Source organism: Acinetobacter haemolyticus, assembly GCF_003323815.1.
In the GTDB taxonomy this organism is placed as follows: Bacteria; Pseudomonadota; Gammaproteobacteria; order Pseudomonadales; family Moraxellaceae; genus Acinetobacter; species Acinetobacter haemolyticus.
Genome location: NZ_CP030880.1, coordinates 988,755 through 1,015,575, shown reverse-complemented (window position 1 = coordinate 1,015,575; position 26,821 = coordinate 988,755). Strand labels below are relative to the sequence as shown.

At 37.8% G+C, this 26,821-nt stretch carries 19 protein-coding genes and 1 pseudogene; 8 read left to right on the top strand and 12 right to left on the bottom strand.

The features are described from left to right. Positions 1-14: 14 nt before the first annotated feature. The 10 genes from tagF to DS737_RS04460 all read right to left on the bottom strand — a co-directional run bounded on the left by tagF (position 15) and on the right by DS737_RS04460 (position 12,891). Positions 15-974: a type VI secretion system-associated protein TagF gene (gene tagF, locus DS737_RS04505; protein WP_004640243.1), complete on the bottom strand. Its 960-nt coding sequence runs from the start codon at positions 972-974 to the stop codon at positions 15-17. A 37-nt stretch (positions 975-1,011) separates the two neighbouring features. Continuing rightward, positions 1,012-4,812, bottom strand: coding sequence for a type VI secretion system membrane subunit TssM (tssM, locus tag DS737_RS04500; protein ID WP_113996897.1), 3,801 nt, complete (start codon positions 4,810-4,812; stop codon positions 1,012-1,014). A gap of 28 nt (positions 4,813-4,840) precedes the next feature. Further along, entirely contained in the window at positions 4,841-6,262 is a 1,422-nt protein-coding gene (locus DS737_RS04495) for a hypothetical protein (protein WP_113996896.1), read from the bottom strand. Then, positions 6,262-7,257 carry a type VI secretion system baseplate subunit TssG gene (tssG, locus tag DS737_RS04490; RefSeq protein ID WP_113996895.1) on the bottom strand — a complete coding sequence of 332 codons (996 nt, stop codon included), beginning with the start codon at positions 7,255-7,257 and terminating at the stop codon, positions 6,262-6,264. The genes DS737_RS04495 and tssG overlap by 1 nt, the downstream gene beginning before the upstream one ends. Then, positions 7,221-9,029, bottom strand: coding sequence for a type VI secretion system baseplate subunit TssF (gene tssF, locus DS737_RS04485; RefSeq protein ID WP_113996894.1), 1,809 nt, complete (start codon positions 9,027-9,029; stop codon positions 7,221-7,223). Before tssF ends, tssG begins: the two co-directional genes overlap by 37 nt. A 12-nt stretch (positions 9,030-9,041) precedes the next feature. After that, positions 9,042-9,518, bottom strand: coding sequence for a type VI secretion system baseplate subunit TssE (tssE, locus tag DS737_RS04480; protein ID WP_113996893.1), 477 nt, complete (start codon positions 9,516-9,518; stop codon positions 9,042-9,044). A 74-nt stretch (positions 9,519-9,592) separates the two neighbouring features. Then, complete coding sequence (locus DS737_RS04475) at positions 9,593-10,096, bottom strand: Hcp family type VI secretion system effector (protein WP_113996892.1); 504 nt, start codon at positions 10,094-10,096, stop codon at positions 9,593-9,595. A 51-nt stretch (positions 10,097-10,147) separates the two neighbouring features. After that, on the bottom strand, positions 10,148-11,629 hold the full coding sequence (gene tssC, locus DS737_RS04470; RefSeq protein WP_113996891.1) for a type VI secretion system contractile sheath large subunit: 1,482 nt from the start codon (positions 11,627-11,629) through the stop codon (positions 10,148-10,150). Next, entirely contained in the window at positions 11,622-12,125 is a 504-nt protein-coding gene (gene tssB / locus DS737_RS04465) for a type VI secretion system contractile sheath small subunit (protein ID WP_109440899.1), read from the bottom strand. The genes tssC and tssB overlap by 8 nt, the downstream gene beginning before the upstream one ends. A gap of 16 nt (positions 12,126-12,141) precedes the next feature. Beyond that, positions 12,142-12,891 carry a hypothetical protein gene (locus DS737_RS04460; protein WP_392390267.1) on the bottom strand — a complete coding sequence of 250 codons (750 nt, stop codon included), beginning with the start codon at positions 12,889-12,891 and terminating at the stop codon, positions 12,142-12,144. A gap of 377 nt (positions 12,892-13,268) precedes the next feature. Here DS737_RS04460 and tssH point away from each other — a divergent pair, with 377 nt between their 5' ends. The 6 genes from tssH to DS737_RS04430 are packed head-to-tail and all read left to right on the top strand — an operon-like array spanning position 13,269 to position 20,831. Continuing rightward, positions 13,269-15,935: a type VI secretion system ATPase TssH gene (tssH, locus tag DS737_RS04455; protein WP_113996889.1), complete on the top strand. Its 2,667-nt coding sequence runs from the start codon at positions 13,269-13,271 to the stop codon at positions 15,933-15,935. A 27-nt stretch (positions 15,936-15,962) separates the two neighbouring features. Then, complete coding sequence (tssA, locus tag DS737_RS04450) at positions 15,963-17,060, top strand: type VI secretion system protein TssA (RefSeq protein ID WP_113996888.1); 1,098 nt, start codon at positions 15,963-15,965, stop codon at positions 17,058-17,060. Between the two features lie 16 nt (positions 17,061-17,076). Then, entirely contained in the window at positions 17,077-18,441 is a 1,365-nt protein-coding gene (gene tssK, locus DS737_RS04445) for a type VI secretion system baseplate subunit TssK (protein WP_113996887.1), read from the top strand. A 10-nt stretch (positions 18,442-18,451) separates the two neighbouring features. Next, positions 18,452-19,261: a type IVB secretion system protein IcmH/DotU gene (icmH, locus tag DS737_RS04440; protein ID WP_113996886.1), complete on the top strand. Its 810-nt coding sequence runs from the start codon at positions 18,452-18,454 to the stop codon at positions 19,259-19,261. Between the two features lie 10 nt (positions 19,262-19,271). Further along, on the top strand, positions 19,272-19,871 hold the full coding sequence (locus DS737_RS04435; RefSeq protein ID WP_113996885.1) for a hypothetical protein: 600 nt from the start codon (positions 19,272-19,274) through the stop codon (positions 19,869-19,871). Between the two features lie 3 nt (positions 19,872-19,874). Continuing rightward, positions 19,875-20,831: a M15 family metallopeptidase gene (locus tag DS737_RS04430; protein ID WP_100833903.1), complete on the top strand. Its 957-nt coding sequence runs from the start codon at positions 19,875-19,877 to the stop codon at positions 20,829-20,831. A 231-nt stretch (positions 20,832-21,062) separates the two neighbouring features. Here DS737_RS04430 and DS737_RS04425 read toward each other — a convergent pair whose 3' ends face one another. Beyond that, on the bottom strand, positions 21,063-22,478 hold the full coding sequence (locus tag DS737_RS04425; RefSeq protein ID WP_113996884.1) for an aspartate ammonia-lyase: 1,416 nt from the start codon (positions 22,476-22,478) through the stop codon (positions 21,063-21,065). A 135-nt stretch (positions 22,479-22,613) separates the two neighbouring features. On the opposite strand from DS737_RS04425, the gene DS737_RS04420 reads away from it, so the two are divergent. After that, a complete protein-coding gene (locus DS737_RS04420) occupies positions 22,614-23,504 on the top strand; it encodes a LysR family transcriptional regulator (protein WP_113996883.1) in 891 nt (296 codons plus the stop codon). A gap of 159 nt (positions 23,505-23,663) precedes the next feature. Here DS737_RS04420 and DS737_RS04415 read toward each other — a convergent pair whose 3' ends face one another. After that, positions 23,664-24,968 (bottom strand): dicarboxylate/amino acid:cation symporter, encoded by a 1,305-nt coding sequence (locus tag DS737_RS04415; protein ID WP_017395511.1) that lies wholly within the window; start codon positions 24,966-24,968, stop codon positions 23,664-23,666. A 500-nt stretch (positions 24,969-25,468) separates the two neighbouring features. Between DS737_RS04415 and DS737_RS04410 the strand changes: the two are divergent. Then, positions 25,469-26,694 (top strand): annotated as a pseudogene (locus tag DS737_RS04410) (IS3 family transposase). The last annotated feature ends 127 nt before the right edge of the window (positions 26,695-26,821 follow it).

The window sequence follows — 26,821 nt, the reverse complement described above, 5'->3', positions numbered from 1 at the left end:
GTTATTTCTCATATTTATTCATCTAAAAAAGTTTGTCGGAAAAGTTTTAAGCCTTGGTTCAGACTGAGCTGACGCTGACACAAAGATTGTTCCAAAGTTGCAAGACCTGCATTTTGCTCAAGATAGGCATCGATCCATTCTGCTTGAATAAGCGAAACCCAATGTTCACTTTGCATGTTTTGGGTAAACAAATCACTTAATGCCATGATATCTGCCCCTTGAAAGCCTATAAATAAAATCGGCTCTTCACGATGCAAAATACCAATCAAAAGCTCTGTATTGCTTTTCTGTAAGAATCGACCGATCATCCCGACCCAGAATGCAGCAATTTCATAACAATACATATGATTATTAATCGGCAAAATGAGTACTTTATTTAATCGACTGGTACCATTTTTTAAGATCGGTTGTAATAAAAGTCCTAAACCAATCATACTTTGCGCGAGCGTATAAACGCTAATTTTCATCAACTGTGCAAAAGAGTGCAGCGTATGATTTTCATAAAAGGCATTACATTCAGATGCTGTAAATAACTGTACGGTATTAGGTAAATTATTCAGTTTATCCAACATAATCGTGGTATCACGGATACTACGCAACACACGATTACGTTGAAATAAATCGACCAATACTGACTTATAGTAATACGGTGCAAGCAATAAATTTTGATAAGGCTGGTCGACCTCTAAGAGTTGGCTCAACACCATTGGAAATGGTCGACCAGAGCTGTCTTGACTCGCAATCAAGTTTGCAGCCAAAAACATCGATTCTGAGGGATTGCCAATAAAAAAATCCAGTGCAGGCAGAGCTTCATAACGTTGCTTAAAATCAGGTGACAACATGGCATGTTCTAAAGCCTCTGTAATCCACTGATCCAGCACTTGGATTAAAGCATATTGCCCTTTAGATTTAATAAAATCCCCTCGGGCTGGCGTCTTTCCATAATACAACGGTGTTGTTCTTAAGTGTTGCATACGCCCTCCCTCAAGTCTTGCAAGATATTCCTAATCATCAACGTGCGCCTCCTTGAGATGGCGGGGTTGCTGCTGGTTGTGCATTTGTTGGTGTAGCTTGAGCAGAAACGACTCGAACCGCTTTTTCAGTCACAACCTTATCGACCAGTTGTAGACCTGCGTAGCCTCGACTCGAACCAATATTGCCTGAGCTATTGCCACTAATTAATCTAAAGTTCACTTTTAATGATAATGATGGATCAGCTTTGCTCTTCCAAACCATTTCAAAGCTACCATTTTGTTCTTTACGTTGTGCAGCATCGATTAAACGGTTAATACCATATTCACCCGGCTCATCGAAAATAGTATGTGTTTGCCCTTCTAAATCAACCGCCGTGATTCGCGCACCTGGTATCGCACCTTTATTCGGCCATACAAAGTTCACCCATTGCTGGATTCCGTTTTCATAGACCATACGTTGCCCATCAATATCAATGGTATATGACAAGAATTGAGGGTTTTGTAATGGATAAAATTGGAAGTTAGATTGATTCGATGCTGGCGCAGCCGCAGGCTGATCTAAGCTGCCTGTTGCCATACCATTAATCGGTGCAACATACTGTTGGAATGCCATCACAAACTGTGGGTTTAAACTAATACCCAAATCTTTCCAAGTTTTAGACGTCAAAACATAGCCACGACGAATCACAAATGGATCTAAAGCCTCTTTGACAAAGCGAGAAATACTGCCTGTTTCCCCAAAAATTTGACCAATTTCGTTACTGGTAGCTTGTAAAGTTACACTGCTATTAAATGGGTATTTCTGACTAAGATTTGCTTGGAATGGTTGATAGGCTTGGATACCCCACAACTTATTTAACTCATCTTGTGTTGGTAAAATCAAACTTGAGAAGGCCTGCGTCAACGGACTCATTAATAATTTCTGCGCCACTTGTTGGTCAGCTTCTTTCATACCCACCATCATTTTCTCATCAACATATTTCTGTGTGATATTAAACACAGATGTTTGATCAGTAATGGTTTGTTTTACCAATGCCATAGCACTTGGTCCAATTTCTCCAGCTGTTTTCAGATCATTGAACTTACTACGCACTTGCGCAAGATTATTCATATATTCATCAAACAAGGATTTGTTTTGTAAATCATCACGTTTGCGTACCAACTGATAGAACATTTGGTACTCTTGTGAGATCGCACCTTGAGCATTATTCATGGCTTGAATGGTGCGTTGATCATCAGAACTCTTCAAAACTTTGCGCTTAAACCAAGCAATGAAACCTTTTTCTGGAATGGCGAGTTCCGCTTGCACAATTGGATTATCCCAGTTGGTTTCAACTGCAATACGTTGCAATAAAACACGGATCGGCGAGTTTTGTGGCTCACCTAATACATCAATATGCTTCACTTGCTGATCAAACTTATCAGCTTTGGCATAGTAAATCCCGTTCAGGAATTTCTTCCATTCCGCGACATATTCTTGCTTATACAAGGCAACCAATTGCTTACGTATCTGCTCTGGACTACCAGAGAAAGTTAGGTCATCCGATTGGCGACTATTTAACACCCAGTCTTTACTATCTGTTGGTTTATTCGCTGCATCATCAATCGCATGCTCAACATACTCATCCCAAGCTTTTTGCGTAAATACACCCGGTAATGCATAACTGCCTAAAACGATATTTCGATTTTGCTCACCGACGATTTGCCCAACAGTAACAGCTGGATAACGAACAGCTGCACGCATTTTGATTTCGTTATAAACACGATCACGTGCTGGCATACCGCGAATCACAGACAATAGAACTTGACGCGTTTGATCAACAACTTGAGCATCAGTTTCCAATACTGGGAAACCACTTTGATTCGCTAAAGTCATTGCATAGGAAAGGATTTTTTCCGCATCTTGAATCATCTCACCACGAGGCATCTGTCCACGATTGGCATCTAACCAAGATCTCCAGAAACGTGAAACCTGATCACTTAGATGACTACTATCCATATACTCAGGATTACTCATCATCAAATAGGCTTTCAGTGCGTTATAAGCATCTTGTGGATTACTATCCGATGGCTCTAAGTATTGTTGAGTTCTTGCGACTTGTTTAATTTCAACATTGACGTGATTTTCTTTTAACGTTGCTTCATTACCTTTCACGCGTTGCAAATATTGAGCAATATTCTGTTGGGTTGGTGTCAATACAATCTGCTGAATACCTTTTAGATATTCAGTTTTTAAGCTTTCACGAAGTTGATTGCCCTGATACAAGCCAAAACTAAATTTGAGTGGTCGATTATCAGCGAACTCATCCAACTGCTGTAAACGTTCTTGTAAAATTAACAAGGATTCAAGCTGCGTCGACAATTGTTGTCCCGATGCTTTTTCTAAATGTACAACTTTATCTAAATCTGCTTGAACATCTGCAATTAACTGCTGATTATTTCGATATGACCAAACCCAAACGCCTAGTACTAAAGAAACCCCCACCAAAGCCCCGATAAATGCAATATAACGCTGACGTTTTTTCGCAGGATTGATATGTTGCTTGACTAAATCTTTGTCGCGCAAAATGACGTTGGAAAAAAGACCTTGTAGGAAATAACCATGATTTGGTGCAACAGAGTGTGATGTCCCTTCTTGGTTACTATTTGGAATTTGCTCCAATTGAAATTCTTGGGCAATATTTTCCGTCATAGGGCTTTCAATTACGCCTTCTTGTAATGCACTGGTAAAATAGAAACCACGGAATACTGGTTGGAACTGGTAAGGATTTTCTTCAAATAACGTGCTAATGAAGCTCTTTAATGCAGGTTTTAATGTCTTAAACTCCAAGGGGAAAGTCATGACACTTGGTGAAATATTTTGAGAATGACGACGACTTAAATGAGTTGTACTAACACTTTTTAGACCGTCATACAAAATGCTGTAATGTTTTTCAAATAATTCTACGGCATTGTGCGATGAACTTTGATCATAAGGTAACGTTGCACCCCAAGCTTGATTATATTCCTGTGATTCATAGCAATCGAAAAACTCAGTAAAACCTGCGATCAAATCCATTTTCGAGAAGACCAAGTAAACCGGCACCACAACCTCAAGTTTTTCCGTTAAATCTTGAATACGTGCGCGTAAATTCTTGGCTAATTTTAATGAATTTTCTGGGCTTTGGCTGACTAACTCCGCAATACTGACAATGACAATCAAACCATTAATCGGTGCTTTGGAACGATTTTTCTTTAAAATGTTAAGAAAACCCAACCATTCAGAATGATCTTCTGAATAAACTGAATAACGTCCAGCTGTATCTAATAAAATCCCCTCTGTTGAGAAGAACCAATCACAGTTACGTGTGCCGCTTAAGCCTGCAGACACCATTTTTTGATGCGTTTCTTCAAACGGGAACTTCAAGCCAGAATTATAAATCGCAGAGCTTTTTCCTGCCGCAGGATTACCAATAACCATATACCACGGCAACTCATACAACGCAGCATTGCCCTTTTTGTCGCCAAGCTTTGACTTGCGAATCAATTGAATTGACTCTTTCATTTGCTGCTGAATCAACTGTAGTTCAGCTTTATCTTTCTGTTGAGCTTGCTCAGCACTCGTATTTTGTTCAATGGCATTGGCTAATTCTTCACCCTGTGCAGCATGGCGTCTTCTCTGGATTAACCAATAAATGCCATAGATAATTAAACCAAGCACATAAGCTGCGACCAAGGCGAAAAAAATGTGGCGCGGAATAACTGAATATGACGAAATCAGAGCAACAAGCAAGGACAAGGCAATGATTGCTTTAGGATTGGTGATGTACTGCCACAGATAACCTAAAATGATGTACATTGAGTTCTCGAATTCTTAAAAAAGTTAATCAATCAGCAAGTGCTACACTTTCCTGTTCCATCGGAAGTTCAGGAAAAGTTTGAATAAATGCTTTTAAATCTTGGCCATAAATAAAGGCAACCTGAGGATCTGGAAACTGAGCACCCAACATTAATCCAAAGATTTTTGAAAGGTTTTTAGTCTCACCGAACATCGGTTTGCAATAAAGATAGTGATGCGGTTCTATTGGAGTTTGAGCAAAGAATTGTTCAAGCTTTTTGACCACTTTAACGTTTTCTCCATCTTCGAGCAGCAGAACAAAAGGCTCTTCATTGTCGTATTGCGGTAAATCATGGATATTTAGCTCTTCAAAAATTTGATTTAAATTATTTTGATTTAATACAAGCTTTAATGTTTTCAAAGGTTGCAACTGCTCTATTTGTACGGCGGGATGTGCAACGCAACAACTACTCACAAACTCAGCTGGTATATAAGTTTTTTCCCCTAACAGGCGCTCATCCAAGATATCTTGATCGATTTCGGAATCCGCTGTGATAATTAAGCTCAGTTCATTTGGTTGTTTCTGAATACGTTCAAATAACTCAACCGTTTGCTGAACAACGGATGTCCCACTAACAAAGTGATACTCGATATGGAATTTCTGGGGAATGATTCCTAAACCATAAAAAAATGCCTGAATGATTTCATTACTACTCAAATCATTCCACGTATGAATCACGTCCTCAGACAGTAAAATATGCAAATTTAACTTATCTAAACGATAAACCCGTTCAACGGGTTTCATTTCTGTTTCGTCACCCTCTGAATGCGTAGGGTCAATCCATGCAGGATGCATACGATATTCATGCAAATTCTGACTTTCATAGAACAGACTAGATTGCTTTAAATGATCAGCGACAGACGATAAAAGTGATTGGTGAGATTGAAGCTGATGCTGGATCAATGCCATGATTCGCTGCTGTTGAGTCGTGATAAATTGCATCTCTTCTGAGACATCCTGACTCAATACTTGATCTAAATCTTCAATACGATAGGACAAAACGGGCAATCCAATTGCATCCGATAATTTAGAATCTAACTGAGGACTCGCAAGAGATTTAATCCCATCAAGAATTGCATCATTTTCCCCAAGTGCACTATAAGCACCCGCTGCATAAAGATTAAGGGTTAACCATGTGCTTTCCAGCGCATCAGTCACTTCAGTCAACTCATGCTCTTCACTTTGCTCAGCAGTCAAAGCTTGCTGCTTTTTTTCTTTATGCCTCTGATATAAATGATAAATCAACCACGGCGAAATAAGTACCGTGCTAATCAACAATGGTAAAAAAACAAAATAGTGAAGCAGATCGTTAGCATCAGGTTGAAATTGAGTATCGCGCCAGAAATAAATCACAACAAAACTGACGATAAAGAAACAACTTAAAAAGAGCAGTAAAAATTTCTTAATCATTATGCTGCCCCTAATAATGCATAACGAGTTTCGGTGTTATGTTGTAATTGCTCAGATGGCATAAGAAATGCCCCTTGTCCAAGACCATTTTCGTGTGTCGAATTTAAACTCGTTGGCCCAATCTCGCTTTTATCAAGTATTAAACGCACATCAATAAATAAAGTTGGGCTACACCATGTCTGAATTAAATGTTTGAGTTTTTTATTTAAAGGTTGCTCTGGTAAAAAAGCTAAATACTGTGCTCGCTTTAATGGACCAATTTGGATTTCAATTTTCCCATCAATCTGTTGTACCGTATCACCACAAAACGTATTTACCCCCAATAAACTTGGCGTACTTCCACCCAAACTGGTTTTTTGCTCATCCCCCAGCTTAAATGTTTCTTTCACGAATTCCTGAATATGCACCTGCTCATTAAACACACAGGCTAATACCGTTTTTAATGCATGAGCTGTATTGTTTTGCCCCTGCATCAACCCTGAAAATTCTGCAAAATATTCTTCTAAATCCTGTTGTTCATGTTGTGAGCGGATATAACCATTTAAAGCATGCAGAATATTCAGATAATGATTTTCTGATTCAATTTCATAACGGATTGGCAAATTGTAGACCAAACTTGCATCTACATATTTTGCCGTCAACGTATGATTGAATAGACCAAGAAACTGTTTAACTTCTTGGCGCTGTTGTCTCGGACTTTGTTTCAACTTATTGGTATAAGTATAAGGCAACGCACCTTGTGTACCTGTCAATCCCACCACCAAATTGGTGAGATAAATACGTTCATCTTGATAGCTCAGTGCTTCAATCTCAGTTGCTGGAAAGCTTAAACTGAATGACGTCTCAAACTTAAAATCCTCTGACCAATCTTTTGGCAAAGAGGTATGAGGCACATGACGCAATAATCGCGCTGATTGAATAAACTCAAAAGAGCCTGCTTGCTGAAAAAGCTGATCAACTACAGAAGCATCTTGCCACCAACGTTCTGAACGCATTGGTATATCTCCTGCTGATTGCTACTATCTTTGACAATGACATCGACAAAGCTATTGATCTGTACTTTAAGATTAAAAATATGGCTTAATAATTGACTAAAAATATATAGACTGTGCCCACGGAACACGCTGCTGTTTATACTTAGCTCTACTTTCACGCCTCGAACAAACATGGGAAATGGCTTGGCATTGACTAACTTGTTAGCTGTTGAAAAACTTAAAGTCTTCAATGCATCGATCAATAAAATATTTTCTTTCGAATGCGGTAAGTTATACAAAGCCAATAATTCTTTCACATGGCTTAAGGCATCCCCTTTCATTAAAGCCAAGGTATTTAAAGATAAATGTGAAATGATCCGCCACTGTTCATTTTTATTCTTATCAAATTCAAAAGGTGATGTCGGACGTTTAAGAATTAAAGCACGTCTCGCTAAGCTGCTATCATTCAAATTTAAAATATTGTTGCTTTGTCCTAAAGCTTCGTGTGGTAAGTCACCATTTGAACACAGCAATTTAGTACTAATAAAATCAGATTTTATTTCATAGGGTTTAAGATGTTTAGAAACAATCGAATACCCTATCTGCATCGCTTGGGTTGCAGATGATTGATAATTTAAAGAATAGAAGAACTGAACTTTATCATTCTGATAATGGCTCATAGCAAAAAAAGGCAATACAGGAAGATAGCTTTGTTCCTGATTGGTCTTTTCACGCACCATATTCATTTCAATCACAGAATACACTTGATATAACTCAGGATGATGCGCATCTGTGATCAACGGATATTGTAATTGTGTATGAGTTATTTTTTGTGGTTCTGCTTGTTTTTCAAATAAATTAATTGCAGGTGTAGTAAATAATTTAAAATTGGCAATATTCAATTCAGAATAATTACGGACAACGGCTTGATCATTCAAATTTAATTTTAGGTGGATGAGGATTTCAAAGCTCTGCTCATGTTCACGTAGCATTCCCTTAAGTACACTCAAGTCCAAATTAAGATAATTAAACTTCTCTGGAAAACAAAAATATTCCATCAATAAACGATAAGCATGATGCGTATGCTGATCTACGGGCAATAAACTTTCTGGTTCACTGAACCCCATTACAGCAAATGGATTGGCAATTTCTACGCTACGTTGCCCAATACGAACAGCAAAAGCCGTTTCTTTTTTAAAAATACTATCCAGAACTTGTAATGGAAAATTCGAAATCGCGTCCAAATAAATTGGTAACTTTTCTTCTAGCACCCAATGCGCATCATTAAAGATTTCAAACTTCATGCTTAAAGTCGCATTTTGGTTCAAATGCATATGCGTACTAGGCGAGGTTTGAAAATCCAACCCAGTTAAAGCAAGAGGTAATAATCGAACCTCATTGGTGGTATTAAATTCACATTGCACGCCTTTAAAACTACGTGAACGCAATGCTGTTTTTTGCGGAATTCGATGCACCTCAGTTAGCTGCTTAACTTTATTAATATCTTCAAAGCTAACCACGGTACATGCAGGGAAATGTCTCAAATACTGAGGAAACATTACCTCAAATAAGGAATGGGTAAAGACATCGTAACTATCCGCAAGTTTTTTATCGATACGTGCAGCGATCAATGAAAAGGCTTGGATTAATCGCTCAATATGAGGATCATCGATTTGTTCTTGATTTAGTGATAGGCGTTGCGCAATCTTGGGATACTTCTGTGCGAACTCTCTGGATTGCTGACCGAATTCTTGTAATTCTTTTTCATAATACGGTAGAAGTTGTTCTATCACAGTTCTCTCACACTAAGCTCTTGCAGAAATAACATATTGTTGTGTAGTTGGTTTGAGTAAAGCATCAAAGAAAACAGGTTCATAAAGTGGATGAATATTCAAATAGGCCTGAATACTTAAACACAATGCCCCCATATTATGTCCATCCAGCAACATCTCAACTTTAATCTGTCTCAATCGCGGCTCATGTGCTGCAATCGACTGCTCAATTGATTGACAAATTTTGTCTCGATCCAAAGGATTTGCAGTGGAAAGTCCTACAAAATCAATAATCCCAAACTGTAAAATTGATTTCTTCGCCAAAGGATACTCATCCATATCCACTTCAAATTGTGCAATTCGACTATTGAGGAGATCTTCTAAATCACGAGCAACAGATTCTCGCAATTGTTGAATTGACAACCCTCTTAAATAATCCTCATGCTCAGGCAATAAGCGATCAAATAATGTTGATCTAAACCCATATGGATATAAATGATCTAAATTCATGATGATAAAACAGAAAAATAAGAGAAATAGAGGTTAATAAACTATTAACCTCTATAGAAAAATCAAAATTCCAATTACGCAGCGTATGATGCTGTGTTATTAGAAAGTGACCATTTCTTAGTAACAGCACCTTTCGCAGTACCGTTAATGTCTTGTTGGTTATAAGTCCACTCAACAGCAGCATATTTCAAGCCGAACTGCTCAGTTGGAACACCTTCTTCATTAACAACTGGAGTCACACTTGATACAAGAACGTGCTTCAATTTGATTTGTAAATACTTGATACGCTTGTCACCGTTTGCACGGTAAAAATCGATCTGTACTTCATCAAACGTATAACCTGCTGAACAAGCTTCCCAAAGTTTTGGACTAGTTGCATCCAAATCTTTAACAAAAACCATATCATCATGTTCAACACGTTCAGCCGTATGGCCCCCAACGCTACTTGAAGTCGCAGACTTAGGTTGACGGATTTTATGAGACCAAGAGTTAACTTCTAGCCAACCTTTGTGCTCAGTATCACGAGATTCTCCGTCTACCTTGTACTTACCACGAAACTCAACGTATATATCTTTCATTTAAAAATTACCTCTGTTTATTTAAAGTTATTATCTAGCTGATCTCATTGTTTAATTTGAGGACTGCGGTAGTTCAGTCACGAGTCGTAAGGAAACAGACAACTCATCCAGCTGGAAATGTGGTCTCAAAAAGACCACTGATTTGTAGTGACCCGGCTGAGCAGGATCTTCTACAACTTTTACAGATGCTTCACGAAGCGGATATTGCGCTTTCGCTTCTTGTGAAGCACCATCATCAAGCAAGACATATTGTGAAAGCCATTCATTTAAGAAGGCTTCAACATTACCTGCTGATGCAAAGCTTCCCACTTTGTCTCGCATCATTGCTTTTAAGTAATGAGCGATACGAGAGACAGCCATGATGTACTGGATCTGACTTGATAGTGCTGAGTTGGCATTTGCCGTATCACTATCATATTTTTTTGGTTTTTGTGTTGATTGCGCACCAAAGAATGCCGCATAGTCGGTATTTTTACAGTGAACTAAAGGAATAAAGCCAAGATCACTTAACTCCTTTTCACGACGATCGGTAATTGCAATTTCAGTTGGACACTTAAATACCACTTCACCATCTGATGTTTTAAAAGTGTGAACTGGTAAACCTTCAACCAAACCACCACCTTCAACACCGCGAATAGCAGCACACCAACCATGCGCATCAAAGGCATTGGTTAGACGTGTACCAAAAGCGTAAGCCGCATTCATCCACAAATAATCATGGTGATCTTCACCAGTTACCGCTTCGATGAAGTTAAAACCTTCTGTTGCAGTCCCCTCTTTCGGGTGATACGGCAAACGACCAAGTACGTGCGGCATAGTAAGTGCAACATACCGTGAGTCTTCACTATCACGGAAAGAACGCCATTGAACATATTCAGCAGTTTCAAAGATTTTTGAGACATCACGAGGACGATCAATATCTGTAAATGACTCTAGTCCTAAGATATTTGGACTAGCAGCAGAAATAAATGGGGCGTGAGCCGCAGCAGCTACATGTGAAATCTGCTCTAGCAAATACATATCCGATGGTGTGCGATCGAACTCAAAATCACCAATCAATGCAGCATAAGGCGCGCCACCAAATGAGCCATATTCCTCTTCATAAATCTTCTTGAAGAGTGTGCTTTGATCGAAGTCAGTTGCGCCCTGAAAATCTTTAACCAACTCTTTTTTAGTCGTATTCAACATACGAATCTTAATCATTGAGTTAGACGGTGTTTCTTGACAGAAGTAGTAGAGACCACGCCATGTTGACTCGATCTTCTGGAACTGCTCATGGTGCATAATTTCACTGAGTTGCTTGGAAATTAAGGCATCAATCTCAGCAATACGCTTATCAATCGATAAAGTCATATTTTCAGAAACAGTAATCGTTCCTGCCATTACCTCTTTCGCTAACTCACCAATGAGGCTTTTAGCTCGTACATGCTCATCATCATTACGGGCAATACGACTTTGTTCGACAATTGAGTCAAGTAAATGTGTCGATTCAGCTTCTAAATTTGATGCAGTTGCAGCTTGTAAATTACTCATTTTCAGCCTCCGCACTTAATTGACGAACTTGATCTGTATTTTTAAGTACTTCATCTAACAAATCTTCTAAACGTTCACTATTTGAAATTTTGTTGCGAAGATCCGTTAAACGCTCACGTGCTTCAACCAATTTACGCAATGGATCAACTTGTTGTACGACTTGTTCTGGTCTAAAGTCTTCCATCGAATTAAAAGTTAAATCCACCGACATACGCCCACCTTCTTCAGTTAGCGTATTTTCCACCTGAAATGCAGCTCTTGGTGCTAAAGACTCCATTACCTCATCGATGTTATCTAGATCAACATTAATGAATTTTTTATCTTTCAGCTTGGTTTTCTCAAGCTCTGATGCCGCAGAAAAGTCACCCATGACCCCGACAACAAACGGTAATTCTTTTGATTCTTTACCATCTCCAACTTCAACATCGTAAGTCAGCTGTACACGAGGTGGACGAATGCGTTGCAACTTTTTCTGTACGCTTTCTCTTTTAGCCATAACTCTTTACCCTTGATTATTGTTTCAACGAAGCAAATGGATTCGTACCTGTTGGTCGAACAGCACTTGGTGTTGTGGTTGTTGGACGACTCGCTGGCGCTGTAGTCTGTGTTGCGGTATTACGCGGTGTTGAAGTCGCACGTGGTTTAGGTTGACTCACGGCACGACGGTTAGCTGTACTGGTGTTTCGTACTTCTTTTTTTGGCGCCTCTTCCACCACTTTTTTCACAGCCAACACACTAACTGGCATGGCAGTGCGAATATTCTCACTCAATTCTTTGGCTGGTGGATAGGTCAACTCTTGACTTAGATAACGCACTTCTTCAGCACGCATTTGCTGTAATGCAGTGTTCGCCATTTCTACGCTAGCCAAGAAAGTAACATCTGTTAATAATGTGCCTTGAACATTTTTTTCATGTAATTGATTGGCAAGTGTCAATGCATTCATCGGCTGCTTTAACTCATACATACGCATAGCAGCTTGAGCCAATAAATCATTCACTTTATTTGCATTGGATTTATCACAAACTTGTTGATAAATTTGAAGTAATTCTTGATCGGTTTGCCCTTCTACTAATGGGTTTTGTTTAATACATTTTCTTTTTAATTTAACTGGTTTAACTGGCTTTGCTTTTTTATCAGTTAGGTTTGTCTCTTGATCAACTTGCTTAGATTCTTGATCAGCCAATTTCGTCTCTTGCTCTTCCGCATAAGCAAAACCACTTATTGCCATACAAAGAATTGATACTACAATACCTTTTTTCAAAATGTGCCTCATCATTATTTAACTTATTTAATTGATAGAGTCGACAATTATTGTTAAAAAACCCTCTCACTCATCAATTTTACTTACGTAGAATATTGTCGCGAATTTAACAAAAAAACGACATAGAAAGTCAATACTAATTACGTTTTATAACATTAATGGATTATTTTGATTATATTATGCAATTATTTTTTTATGAATAGACAGAATTTTTTTGTTTAAAAGTAACAACTTTTGTTGTAGAATAATCTGTACACTCAACAAGTGTTTACATAAGTTTTTGATTTTATTCAGAAAATATATTTTAGATATAACAACAATATCAAGTCAAAACGTACTTAGCAGGGCTTGGTATTCAAAATTATTGTGAGTAATAAATGAGTAATTTAAAAGTTTTAATCACAAAACTATCATCTCCTACTCGTTCCGCATTAGAAAAATCTGCAAATTATTGCATTAACCAATTGAATTATGAGATTGAAATTGAGCATTTATTTGTAGAGTTATTAAATCAAATACCTGCAAATGATTTACAAATTTTATTAAAAAAAAATAATATCTCTTCTGAAGCTTTAACTAATGATTTAAAAGAAACTATTGCTTCATTACCCAAGGGAAATACCCGCACTCCAATTTTTGCAAAATCAATTGTAAAATTATTTGAACAAGCATGGTTATTAGCATCCGCCGAACAAACACCTGTTATTCGTAGTAGTCATTTAATTATTGCTTTGCTCACTGAGCCCGATCTCCAACAAATTGCTTTCCGAGCATCGAGTTTATTTGAGCTATTTCCAATCGACACCATGAAGCACAAGTTTTTAGACATGTGTGGTAATAGCAGTGAACATACCCAAATTGAAAATAATAAAACTGAAGAAACTCAGTCTGTAGAAGCCTCGTCAACAATACCAGCTAAAACACCCGCGCTAGATCAATACACCATCAACCTAACCACGAAAGCACAAAATGGACAAATTGACCCTGTCATTGGTCGTGAGTTCGAAATACGTTTAATGCTTGATATTTTGATGCGTCGCCGCCAAAACAACCCTATTTTGACGGGTGAACCAGGTGTAGGTAAGACCGCAGTTGTAGAGGGTTTGGCCTTAAAAATTTCACAAGGTCTAGTCCCAGAAGCATTGCAGAATGTACAAATTCATGTGCTAGACATGGGTTTATTGCAGGCTGGTGCCAGCGTCAAAGGTGAGTTTGAAAATCGCTTAAAACAGGTTATCCAAGAAGTACAAGCCTCAACGCACCCGATTATTTTATTTATTGATGAAGCACACACTTTAATTGGTGCTGGTGGTCAAGCTGGGCAAAATGATGCAGCCAATCTACTGAAACCAGCTTTGGCACGTGGTGAATTAAGGACTATCGCAGCGACCACATGGGCTGAATACAAACAATATTTCGAAAAAGATGCAGCGCTAAGTCGTCGCTTCCAAGTCGTTAAAGTAGAAGAGCCAACTGAAGAAGTAGCGATCGACATGTTACGCGCCATGATTCCAGTCATGCAGAATCATTTTAATTTAAGTATTGACGATCAAGCGATTATTACTGCAGTACAAGCTTCTCATCGTTACATTAGTGGTCGCCAACTACCAGATAAAGCAGTCAGTGTTTTAGACACAGCTTCTGCACGAGTAGCACTCACTCAAAATGCACAACCAGTTATTCTGGATCAGCTTAAAGCTCAACACCATAACTTAAAACTTGAACAGCAACTTATTACCCAAGAGCATCAACAATTCCCTATACATCATGAGCGCTTAGAAACACTCAATCAGCAAATTTCAACATTAGAATCTGAGATTCTAGATGTAGAAAAACGTTGGAAACAGGAACTCGAATTCGTTAAACAAATCCAACAGCTCAATCAGCAAGAAGAACAACCTGAACTGAAACAAAAAATCTCTGATCTAAGAACAGAGCTCGCTCAATTACAAGGGCAAAATCCTTTAGTTTTTGAGCGTGTTACATCTCAAATTGTGAATGAAATCATTTCTGATTGGACTGGTATTCCTGTGGGGAATATGGTCAATGATGAAATCAAACAGATTTTAACGCTTGAGAATAAACTTGCAGAACGTGTAATGGGACAAGATTATGCCCTGCATCAATTAGTTCAAGGCATTAAAACCTCCAAAGCAAAATTGGAAGACCCGAATAAGCCACAAGGCGTATTTATGCTGGTTGGGCCAAGTGGTGTTGGAAAAACAGAAACTGCTCTGGCATTAGCCAATGAACTATATGGTGGTGAGCAACATTTAATTACGATTAATATGTCTGAATACCAAGAAGCACATACTGTTTCATCTTTGAAAGGTGCGCCTCCAGGTTATGTTGGTTATGGTCAAGGTGGGGTCTTAACCGAAGCCGTACGTCGTAATCCATATAGCGTTGTTTTGCTCGACGAAATTGAGAAAGCACACAGTGATGTGCAAGAATTATTTTATCAAGTGTTTGACAAAGGTACGCTTGAAGATGGTGAAGGTCGTGTGATTGATTTTAAAAACACAACCATTTTATTGACCTCAAATACTGGTTCCAGCGCGATCATGCAAGCTTGTTTAAATCAACCCGTAGAAGAATGGCCAACTGCTGAAGCATTGCTTGATCACTTAAAACCAAGTCTCTACAAACAGTTCAAGCCTGCTTTCATCGGTCGTATGCGAGTTGTTCCATATTTCCCATTACATGACGAACTCTTAGTCAGAATCATTAAACATAAACTTGGGAAAATTGTTGCTCGAATCGAAAAACAATATGCCACCAAAGTTGAGTATTCTGATGATCTTGTAGAGTTGTTATTAAACCGCTGTACTGAAGTTGATAGTGGTGCCCGAAACGTAGACAATATTTTGAACTCAACTGTTTTACCGTCTCTTGCGACCGAAATTTTAGTTGCTCTAGCTGAGCATAAATTACCGAAATTAATCATTATTGATACCAAAGATGATGATATTAGCTATCAATTAGACCCAGTTGCTAAAGGAACTCGTAAGCGTTCAAGTAAAAAAACCAAAGCTGATGTTTAAAATATTCAAGATTGAGCCCAAATTGTTATGAAAATGGACATACTCCCATTACTGACCCCAATTGATGAGCAGTCACCTTGTGGTGAAGATTTTTCATTTTCCAATGAGTTCCACACGATAAAAAAAGCGAGAACTCAAGACGATGTTTTACTCGACCAAGGTGATTGGGTCACTGAGCCGAAACAAGCAGATTGGGATTATGTTTCATCTACTTCTATTGAACTACTTCAGTATAAAAGTAAAGATATACGCTTGCTAACATGGCTTTCTGAGGCTTGGGCAAATCTTTATGGGTTTGAAGGCATCGCAAAAAGTCTTGATTTAAGTCATCGTTTACTTGAACAATATTGGTTAACCATCCACCCAGAAGTAGAAGATGACGACTTAGATCAACGTATTGGTTTATTACAAGGTTTGATCAATCAACTCCCTCTGTTGATTAAGAAAGTACCATTAATCAATACCACACCTTTTTATCATTTATTGGATTATGACAATTTTCTTTATCATGAAAATGTGCGTCGTAAACAAAGTGATGATTATGATAATTCAAATAGTAATAACGAGCTTGAACAGTTTGAGCAAGCTTTATCGAATACCGATGTATCCTTTCAATTTCAAAACTATCAACATTTTAATGATATTTTGCAGCAATGGTCTGTACTTAAAAATGTGCTAGATGGTTTGTTAGGTTTGGATTCACCAAGTTTTGCAGCAATTGATTCCAGCTTGGAAAGTATCCACCAAACGCTTAAAAAGATATATAAAACTGAATATTTTGGACAGTCAACACAACCACATAATCCTGAAGTTGCAACTCAAGATCTTCCAATTGAAAAACCTGTGATGCCTCAAACGACTACGGTACAAAATACCATGTCTTTCCAACCCCAAGTTCAGTCTCATATTGAAAATCGCGAACAAGCGATGCGCGTTTTGCAAGAAATAGCCACTTATTTCCAAAAAAACGAGCCGCATAGTCCTGTGAGCTATATGTTGCAAAAAACCATAAAATGGAGCCAAATGCCGCTACATGAATGGCTTGGTCAAGTCATCAAAGATGAACATCCATTACAAATGGTACAAGATATGCTCGGTGTTCAACCCAAGAATGAATATGAATAATTACTGGTAAATTGATATGTTTAAAGCAGAAAAAGTTCTTTGGGGTGAAGGTTTATTTTTACGTCCACAGCACTTCCAAATCCAAGATACCTATCATGAACAACGCTTAAATCATACGATCCGTGCGCTCGTTCCCTATGCCTATGGTGTTCAAAAACTTAAATTTGATCAGGTACAACTTTCAACCCATATCTTAGCTTTAGAAGAGGTTGAAATCATTTGGCAAGATGGTGAAATTTACCATGCTCCTGCACAAGATTTACTCCCAGAACCCTTATTATTGGATGATCTCAACCTAGAAGGTGAGATGGTTGTTTATTTGGCACTCCCAATTCTCCAAGCAAATAAGAAAAATATTGCGGATGAGAAAGGATCGCTTTCTAGTCGTTATCATAATTATCTCTCAGAAACACACGATTTATTTACCGATGCCAGTCCTGCAGATCTCAGTCTATTGCGTCGTCGTGCTGAGTTCAAACTGCTTGAACAGCACATACAGCCAAGTCAAACTTTAGATGGCTTCTTGTATTTGCCAATTGCCAAAATAAAACGTCAAAGCTCTGGTACGTTTGAACTTGATCCAAAGTTTATTCCACCTATTTTGCATGTTGCGGCTTCGGATGCTTTGACCAGTAATCTCAAGCGCACACTGAATGTGATTAAAGCAAAGATAAAAACCATTCAGAGTAACAACCGAGAAAATGAACAGAAGCTCATTGAGTTTCGCTCTGGTGATATCGTTTCTTTCTGGCTAATTAATGCATTAAATACGGCTTATGCTGGATTAAATCACCTATTCCAGTATCCTCAAATTCATCCTGAGCGTCTATTTTCAGAATTATTACGTTTAGCTGGATCACTGCTTACCTTTTCTAGCAATTATGACGTTGATCATTTACCTCATTATAAACATCATCAATTGCAAGACAGCTTTCAGCAACTCGATGTAATTTTACGGGATCTGCTAGATACCATTATCTCAAGTCGCTACTTCAGTATTGCCTTAAAAGAAACCCGCCCATCTTATTGGGTTGGCAGCCTTGAATCAGACAAGATCACGCGTGATACTCGTCTATATATCGCAGTTTCAAGCAGTATGATGCAAACTCATGAACTTATCCAAATCGTGCCACTACGATTTAAAGTAGGAAGCACGATTGATGTTGAACAACGCGTCGTTGCGGCATTACCTGCTGTGCCTATTCACCATTTGATGCAGGTCCCAACGGCAATTCCTGTTCGCTCAGGTGTAAGTTATTTTGAAATTGAGCCACATCATGAGCTCTATCAACAAATGCTGGAATCAGAGTCTATCTGTGTTTATATTCCCGCTGGTTTCCAAGATATCAGTATCGAACTGATTGCTGTAATGAATAGCTAAGAGAGCAACGATGACTCAACATCCAACTGGCATCCCCTCTTTATTTGATGATGGTAAAATTGGTTCTGGCTTGCCTGCTGCCAATTTACCCCAGAATAAATCCCAAACAACCAATCTCATCGATCTATTGCATGATGGATTCTATTTAGTATTTTTAATTCGTAATCGCTATATTCCTTCAAATCCAAGTGATTTCCGTAACAAAATTTTGGAACTATTAAATCGTTTTGAGCAACAAGCAAAACGTCTGCAATTCTCAGCAGATGACATCCATGATGCAAAATATGCTTTTTGTGCTTTGATTGATGAAACAATCGCGACACAACAAGATTCTGCCTATTTCAACTTACAAAATACTTGGTTGATTAGTCCGTTACAGCTGAGTTTATTTGGCTCTCAATTAGCAGGTTATCGTTTTTTTGAGATCTTAGAGCAGCTGCGTAGCCGTGGTAAAGATCGCTTAGCTGCATTAGAAGTTTTTCATTACTGTTTATTGCTTGGTTTTCAAGGTAAATATCGACTTGAGTCTATCGAAAGTCTCAACCATTTAGTTGCACGTGTTGGCGATGAAATTGATTATCTAAAAGGTAAAAAGGCTGCATTTTCACCATTTGCAGCGATTCCTGATCAAATCAAGCATATTATTCATCACGAATTGCCATTTTTTTGGATTTTAATTTTCTTATTGATGTTTGCTGCACTCAGTTTTGCTGGACTAAAATTTATGCTGTCACAACAAAATCAAAGTGCACTATCCCCATATCAAAATGTGATTTCGGCACCCGCTGAAGAAGCGCATATTACAATCCATTTACCGTAGTTGACGACACATGACTCAGGAAAGACCAACTTCTTTACGCATATTACAGACGAATAAAAAAAAGAGTTTATCTCCTGTAATTTATGTATTTGTCGGATTTATTTTAGGCGTTATTTTCAGCTTAATTGTTTTTTTTGTATTGTTCCAAACTCAATCCAATGCTCCTGTAGAGACACACGAGCAGACTGAGCCCTATTCAACACCAACAACAAGCACACAAAGCTCCGTAGAAAATGTGAGTAATGTAGCGGAACAAGTCCAACACGAAAATAATGAATCTGAAGAAGATAGTAGTTTTACCCAACCTCAAGACACAGATTTAAATAAATTTTTCCAACACTCAGCAACTGCCACATCTACAGATCCAGCACATCGCAGCTCTCCTTTTGCCAATGAATTGAACGGAAATAAACCTGTACCAGCAACAATTTCAAAACCGATTCAGCAAAAAAATACAGCAACAACTGGAGCGGAAAAAACCAAAAAAGTAGAAACTGAACCCACAAAAACTACTGCGCCAAAAACAGCAGAACCAGAAGCTGAAGCGCCGCAGGCATCTGTACAAATTAATGTGACTCAGCGACCATTTACTGTTAATGAACTCAAATAACGAATGATTTGGTTTATTTCGATTAGCTTTTTGCTTGTCATTATTGTACTGACGTTATTGATGTCATATGAATTACGCTCCAAGTGTATTCATTTATTGCGCTCACTACTTCCACAAAGCAAAAAGAAAATTGCGAATGCGATGCAATTTGCTGAAAACATGCATCAAGCCGCCGCACCTGAAAAGTTGCAATCGCATTGGCATATACAGCAATGGTGGATTTTAATTGCAGGATTTTTTTTATTTTCCAGTATTTTAATATTTGCTTTTACACGTCCAATAAATTCGACTCGCATCGAAGCAGAATATTTGAAGCAAACTGATCCACAAATTTATGCGTTATTGAATGGTGAAATCCTCAGTCCACCACCAGAAGTTGATGAAACACTTATTCAAGATGCATTAATTGAAGCAACCCGTATCGAGCAGGAATATCATGCTCAACATAGTGGTTCAATTGATGCCTCACAAATCGAGAGCCCTATAGCACATGCACATGGTGCGCTTGACAGTAATCTAGTTGATCGTAAGTGGGACAAGATGAATCCACGCTATAAACAACGTTTACTCATGGTCTTTAAGATTATGAAAGAGCAACATGGCTATGAGCTTGTCTTGCTCGAAGGCTATCGCAGCCCCGCTCGACAGAATATGCTAGCAGGAAATCCCAATACCACACGTGCGAGAAGTTACCAAAGTTATCATCAATTTGGTTTAGCTGCAGATGTTGCATTCAAACGTAACGGTAAAGTGGTAATTAGTGAACGTGACCCGTGGGCAATGCGAGGCTATGAACTTTACGGTCAAGTAGCTGAATCTGTTGGCTTAACATGGGGCGGACGTTGGAAATCAATCAAAGACTATGGACATACTGAATATCGTATGCCTGGTTTAAAGAAAACCAAAGAAATGGCTGAATTGCTTACTTCAGAAGGTCAACTCAATAACACGATTTCTTAGTGTTCACTTACATTTCAGCCGTGACTTGAATCATGGGCTCAAACGACGCAAACAAAGTATTAAACACGGATAAAGTGACCTTTTATCAAGACTGATAACACAGCTTGGGGAAGGAATAGCTTGATTTCTTCAAGCATAGAAATTAAACATGGCGTTAAAGAATTTAATCTTTAACGCCACTGAATCCAATCGACTCATTTATCTCAGTTTGATGACACAAACCAAGCTCGATTATGCAGATTGCTTCGGATGTACCATGTTTTTTACAGCCAAGATATCTGCCAAAACTTGATCAGAAATTAAATTTTCTGCTTTGATTAAAGCCAATACACTTTGCCCAGTTTCATTGGCCTGTTTGGCAATACGTGTCGTTGTTTCATAACCTAGGTACGGATTAAGTGCTGTAACAATCCCAATTGAGTTTTCAACCTGAGATTGGCACAGCTCAGCGTTGGCACGAATCGTATCAATACACTTTTGCTGGAACATTTGCATGGCTTTGCCCAGCAACTCAATTGATTCAAATAACTTAAATGCAATCAATGGCTCCATTGCATTTAATTGCAATTGACCTGCTTCAGCAGCCAAAGTAATCGCCAAATCGTTAGCAATCACTTGATAACAAACTAAATTCATCGCCTCAGGAATAACAGGGTTCACCTTACCAGGCATAATTGAGCTACCTGGTTGGCGTGGTTCTAAGTAAATCTCACTCAATCCAGCACGTGGACCACTTGATAATAAACGTAAATCGTTGGCGATTTTCGATAGTTTCGTCGCAGTACGCTTTAAAAAACTTGAGAGTAAAACAAAGTCACCCATGTCAGATGTTGCTTCGATCAAATCAGGTGCACTGCTAATCTTGCGCTGCGTAATTTCTGACAATGCTTGAATAGCATATTCACGATATTGAACTTCCGTATTGATTCCTGTACCAATCGCAGTTCCACCTAAATTCACCACACTCAAGGCATCAGGCATGATACGGTTAAGTTTATCCAGATCACTTTGTAAAGTCGCAGCAAATGCACCAAACTCCTGCCCTAAAGTCATTGGGACGGCATCTTGCAACTGTGTACGCCCCATTTTTAAAATATCTGCAAACTCGTTCGATTTCGCATTAAAGCTTGCAATAAGATTATTAAACGGCGTATTCAATTGTTCAATTGCTGAGATTAAGCCTAACTTGATCGCTGTTGGATAGACATCATTGGTCGATTGAGACATATTGACATCATTATTCGGGTGTAAATATTGATACTCGCCCTTTGATCGTCCTAAATACTCTAAACCAACATTAGCAACGACCTCATTTATATTCATATTTGTAGACGTACCAGCACCACCTTGAATCATATCTACCATAAATTGATCATGATACTGATTATTCATAATTTGTTGGCATGCATATTGAATTGCATTGTTTTTATTATCATCAATTTTATTTAATTTAAAATTTGAATGTGCACAAGCTGATTTTACGATTGCAAGCGCTTTAATAAAATGAGGAAACTGGCTTAATTTACTTGAACTTAAATTAAAATTTTCAATTGCTCTTAACGTTTGCACACCATAATAGCAATGATCTGGAATTTCTTTCAAACCTAATAAATCTTTTTCAGTACGTGTGTTAATCTTAATATTCATTTAAATAGACTCTAGATCTCGATAAATTTATATTAGAAGACAGCATCATTTTTTTCTAATGTAAAAAAATATTACTACATGCATTTTTTGCATAATAGATTATAATAGCTTATACGCACATATGAAGGATTGGTTATGACCTTGGAAATTCGATGGATTGAAGATTTAATTGCACTAGAACAGGAAAGCTCAATTTCCCAAGCAGCAGAACTACGACATGTCACCCAATCCGCATTTTCGCGTCGAATCCAAAATATCGAAACAGCCTTAGGATTTCAAATTTTAAAGAGAGATAGTAAAACCATCGATTTCACTGAAGCTGGACAAGTATTATTGGCATCTGCCAAAAGCATACAACATCAACTTAACTCAACGATAAGCTACCTAGAAAAAAACATTAAAAACAATGAACTAAATGTAACTTTTGCAGTATCTCACTCCCTCATCACACAGTTTTTCCCTCGCTTTATTCACGATTTATCCCTAAGTCTTGAAGACTTGAAACTAGAAATTATCGCTGCAAATCTTAAACAAGGCATGCGTTTACTTACCGATGGATCATGTGATTTTTTGATTTGTTACTGCGATCAAAAAACACTTCAGCAATTAGACACATCGCTTTTTATTTTCCATAAAATTGTGAAAATGGACATCTTACCTGTGACGGCAGTATATAATGATGAACCTAAATACTCATTTAATCAGCTCTTTCCTTTATTAGCCTATAGTAAACAAGCCTATTTAAGAAAATGTGTAGACGAGGTTATTGAGAATAGTTTAAATTATAGAACATTGTATGAAACAGATAATGCGAGTGATTTAAAAGAATTAGTTTTACAAGGTTTAGGTATTGCATGGTTACCCAAATTACTTGTTGAAAAAGAGTTATCTGAAAATAAACTTAGGGTGATTAATCAACCCAATTTTCACACATCTCAAGACATATATATCATCAGAAGAAAAATGATTATTTCCGAACGAATAAAATATATTTGGAACCTTTTAACAAACAGCAATCCAAAATAAAACACACCATATAATTTATTTAAATTATATAAGAAACATCATTATACAAAAATTAAGATAACGGTTTTTATTTTATATTGGATCTAAAAATCTAAGCAATTAAAAACCGTTATCTGCAATACAATCCTTTTAAATAAGTAACTTAAATAACTATCTCATTTAAGTATTGTCTGCTAATCGACTGACAGGAACAATTGTGTCAACAGTTACTTCATCAGTTTCTGTCTCTTCAGCATTATGCTTATCACCTTCTGTACGTGCAATCACCGCCGTCGCAATACTATTTCCAATCACATTGGTCGCAGTGCGTCCCATATCTAGAAACTGGTCAATTGCCAAGATCAGAAGAATACCCGCTTCTGGTAGTTGAAACATAGCAAGTGTAGATGCTATGACGACAATAGATGCGCGAGAAACGCCAGCAATGCCTTTACTGGTAATCATCAAAGTCAAAAGAATCAATACTTGTTGCGTAAAGCTCAGGTCAATATTATAAGCTTGAGCAATAAACAATACCGCAAATGCCATATACATCATTGAACCATCGAGGTTAAATGAATAACCTAAAGGTAAAACAAAGCTCGTCACACGTTTTGGAACACCAAATTTGTTTAATGCTTCCATCGTTTTTGGGTATGCTGATTCACTACTCGCTGTTGCAAATGCCAACATGGTTGGTTCACGTACTGCTCGCACCAATCGAAAAACGTCTTTTCTTAAGAAGATGTAACCAAAAGAAATTAAAATCATCCACAGGATCAATAAACCAATATAGAACTGACCAATGAAAATACTGTAATCCAAGATTAACTTAGGGCCTTGCACTGCAATTGCCGATGCAATCGCAGCAAATACAGCAATGGGTGCAGCCGCCATGACATAGTCAGTGATACGAAACATGACGCGGCATAACTCATCAATAATTTTTCCAATCACTGTCGCACCAGTTTGATGTTGGACATAAGCCAATGCAGAACCAAAGAAAATTGAAAACACAAGGATTTGCAAAATTTCATTATTTGCCATCGCTTCGGCAAAGCTTCTTGGAAAAATATGGGTAATAAATGTCTGTAAACTTAAACTTGATGCACTAACGCCAACATCAACCACTTCTTTTGGAACACTTAGATTCATTCCTGCACCAGGTTGGAAGTAATTCGCGAGCCCCATGCCAAGCAAAAGTGAAATAAAAGATGCACCCACAAACCAGCCCATGGCTTTTAAAGTAATCGATCCAAGTGAGGATGATTTACCCATCGAGATTAAGCCTGAAACAATTGTTGCAAACACCAGCGGTGCAATAATCATTTTAATTAATCTAAGGAAAACATCTGTGACGATTTTAAAATAGCTTGCGATGTCTGTCGTTTGCGCCGTACTTAAAGTGCTATGACATGCCCACCCGACTAATATCCCTGTGATCATTGCCACCAGAATATATTTGAGCAGCTTCTTTTGATTCATAATAATTATTCCTTCCCTATTGCACTTTACATTTAGGTTATCCACCTATAAATTCCATGCCATACGGGCTTCATCGATTTAGCACTATAAGAAACAAAACCGCTGACGCCACTATCAGCAGTGGCAAGTGTTACTTTTTTTGAAAAAAAACGACAATGCAAAAATTAAATATTTCATGCAAATAATGCATATTTTTTAATGTTGATTACTGATATGTAGATTGGGCTTTGAGGATAGTTTTATTGATAATAACTGGTATAAAAAACAAATAATTCTTCTTTTATTCACCTGATTAATAAAGTAAATATTTACATATTTTGTATAGATTGCTTTGATCGATGTGTAATTAATCCTGATAACCAGACAAATTATGATTTTTTGTTAAGTAAGTTGAGGGGTAAAAGCACAGGTAAAAAATAAGCCCTTGTAAAAACAAGGGCTTATTTAAATATTTGGCTGTCCCGTCCTGAAATAAGTTTACACCTTAAGAGGCTTATTTTATGGAATATGAAAAAGAACAACGAGTTAAACGAACACAACGAGATTACAGTTTTGCCTTTAAAATGCTGATTGTCCATGAGGTAGAAAAAGGGCAAATCACTTATAAACAAGCTCAAGCAAAATATGGTATTCAAAGAAGATCAACTGTGCTTACATGGTTACGTAAGTACGGACAACAAGATTGGACTTCTAAAGCTATGCCTTCCACTTCAAAACGCCAACTCACCCCTCAACAACGCATTCGCCAGTTGGAAAAACAATTAGCCGCAGAAAAGCTAAAAACTGAATTTATCCAAGATGTGATTTATCACATAGACAAAGAATGTGGGAGTGATCTTGGAAAAAAGTATACCGAGCACGTTTCAAAGATTGGCAAGCCCAAAGAAGACTAAATGTCTCACGTTATTGTGAGTGGGTTGGAATCACCCGACAGGCTTACTATCAATCAGAAAAACGTGCTCAAATCAAAGCTCAGGAAACTCAGCAAGTACTTGAATTGGTTATGGGGTATCGTTATTTGATGCCAAGTATCGGTACGCGTAAACTCTATTGGCTGATCAAACCAAAATTGCTAGAACAAGGACTGAAGTTTGGTCGAGATCAGTTATTTAAGGTATTAAAAGAGAATGATTTATTGATACGCCCTAAACGTCGCTATACCAAAACTACAGATAGCAAACACTGGATGAAGAAACATCCTAATTTATTAAAGGATTATTATCCAATACGGGCAAATGAAGTCTTTGTTAGTGATATTACCTATGTTGAAAGTGCAGAGGGTGTGCATTATCTATCACTTGTGACAGATGCCTATACCCGACAAATTAAAGGTTATAAGTTATCAAGTGATATGCGGGCAGAGAATGTTGTACAAGCCTTACAAATGGCAATGAAGTCTATAAAAGATAGAGCAACAACCCTGATTCATCATTCAGATAGAGGTTCTCAATATTGATCTGAATTATATCAATCGGCACTACAGCATTACGGTATAAGTCCCTCGATGACAGATGGAGGAGACTGTTACCAAAATGCTTTAGCAGAGCGAATCAATGGCATACTCAAACAGGAGTTCTTAACTACACGATGTAAAACGATGGAGGAGTTAGACCATTTAATTTCGGAATCTATAGTGATTTATAATTGCTACAGACCGCATTTAAGTTTAAATATGATTACTCCTAATCAGATGTATGAGAAAGCGAAAACCGAGCTAATTGCTTAACTCGGTTTTAAATGAAATACTGTCAATCTATTTTAGGACGGGACAGGCGGAAGCGGTGTCCGTATAACACTAGTCTCAAGCAATCCAAACTAATATTAAAAATTTATATTTTACAAAAGTTTAATAT

Excerpts from the sequence above, each read along its gene's own strand:
- DS737_RS04415 (WP_017395511.1), bottom strand. The coding sequence starts at position 24,968 with ATGAATCAAAAGAAGCTGCTCAAATATATTCTGGTGGCAATGATCACA.
- DS737_RS04420 (WP_113996883.1), top strand. The coding sequence starts at position 22,614 with ATGACCTTGGAAATTCGATGGATTGAAGATTTAATTGCACTAGAACAG.
- tagF (WP_004640243.1), bottom strand. The coding sequence starts at position 974 with ATGCAACACTTAAGAACAACACCGTTGTATTATGGAAAGACGCCAGCC.
- tssH (WP_113996889.1), top strand. The coding sequence starts at position 13,269 with ATGAGTAATTTAAAAGTTTTAATCACAAAACTATCATCTCCTACTCGT.
- DS737_RS04435 (WP_113996885.1), top strand. The coding sequence starts at position 19,272 with ATGACTCAGGAAAGACCAACTTCTTTACGCATATTACAGACGAATAAA.
- DS737_RS04430 (WP_100833903.1), top strand. The coding sequence starts at position 19,875 with ATGATTTGGTTTATTTCGATTAGCTTTTTGCTTGTCATTATTGTACTG.
- tssG (WP_113996895.1), bottom strand. The coding sequence starts at position 7,257 with ATGCGTTCAGAACGTTGGTGGCAAGATGCTTCTGTAGTTGATCAGCTT.
- DS737_RS04475 (WP_113996892.1), bottom strand. The coding sequence starts at position 10,096 with ATGAAAGATATATACGTTGAGTTTCGTGGTAAGTACAAGGTAGACGGA.
- tssM (WP_113996897.1), bottom strand. The coding sequence starts at position 4,812 with ATGTACATCATTTTAGGTTATCTGTGGCAGTACATCACCAATCCTAAA.
- tssB (WP_109440899.1), bottom strand. The coding sequence starts at position 12,125 with ATGGCTAAAAGAGAAAGCGTACAGAAAAAGTTGCAACGCATTCGTCCA.
- tssE (WP_113996893.1), bottom strand. The coding sequence starts at position 9,518 with ATGAATTTAGATCATTTATATCCATATGGGTTTAGATCAACATTATTT.
- DS737_RS04495 (WP_113996896.1), bottom strand. The coding sequence starts at position 6,262 with ATGATTAAGAAATTTTTACTGCTCTTTTTAAGTTGTTTCTTTATCGTC.
- DS737_RS04425 (WP_113996884.1), bottom strand. The coding sequence starts at position 22,478 with ATGAATATTAAGATTAACACACGTACTGAAAAAGATTTATTAGGTTTG.
- tssC (WP_113996891.1), bottom strand. The coding sequence starts at position 11,629 with ATGAGTAATTTACAAGCTGCAACTGCATCAAATTTAGAAGCTGAATCG.
- icmH (WP_113996886.1), top strand. The coding sequence starts at position 18,452 with ATGACTCAACATCCAACTGGCATCCCCTCTTTATTTGATGATGGTAAA.
- tssA (WP_113996888.1), top strand. The coding sequence starts at position 15,963 with ATGAAAATGGACATACTCCCATTACTGACCCCAATTGATGAGCAGTCA.
- tssK (WP_113996887.1), top strand. The coding sequence starts at position 17,077 with ATGTTTAAAGCAGAAAAAGTTCTTTGGGGTGAAGGTTTATTTTTACGT.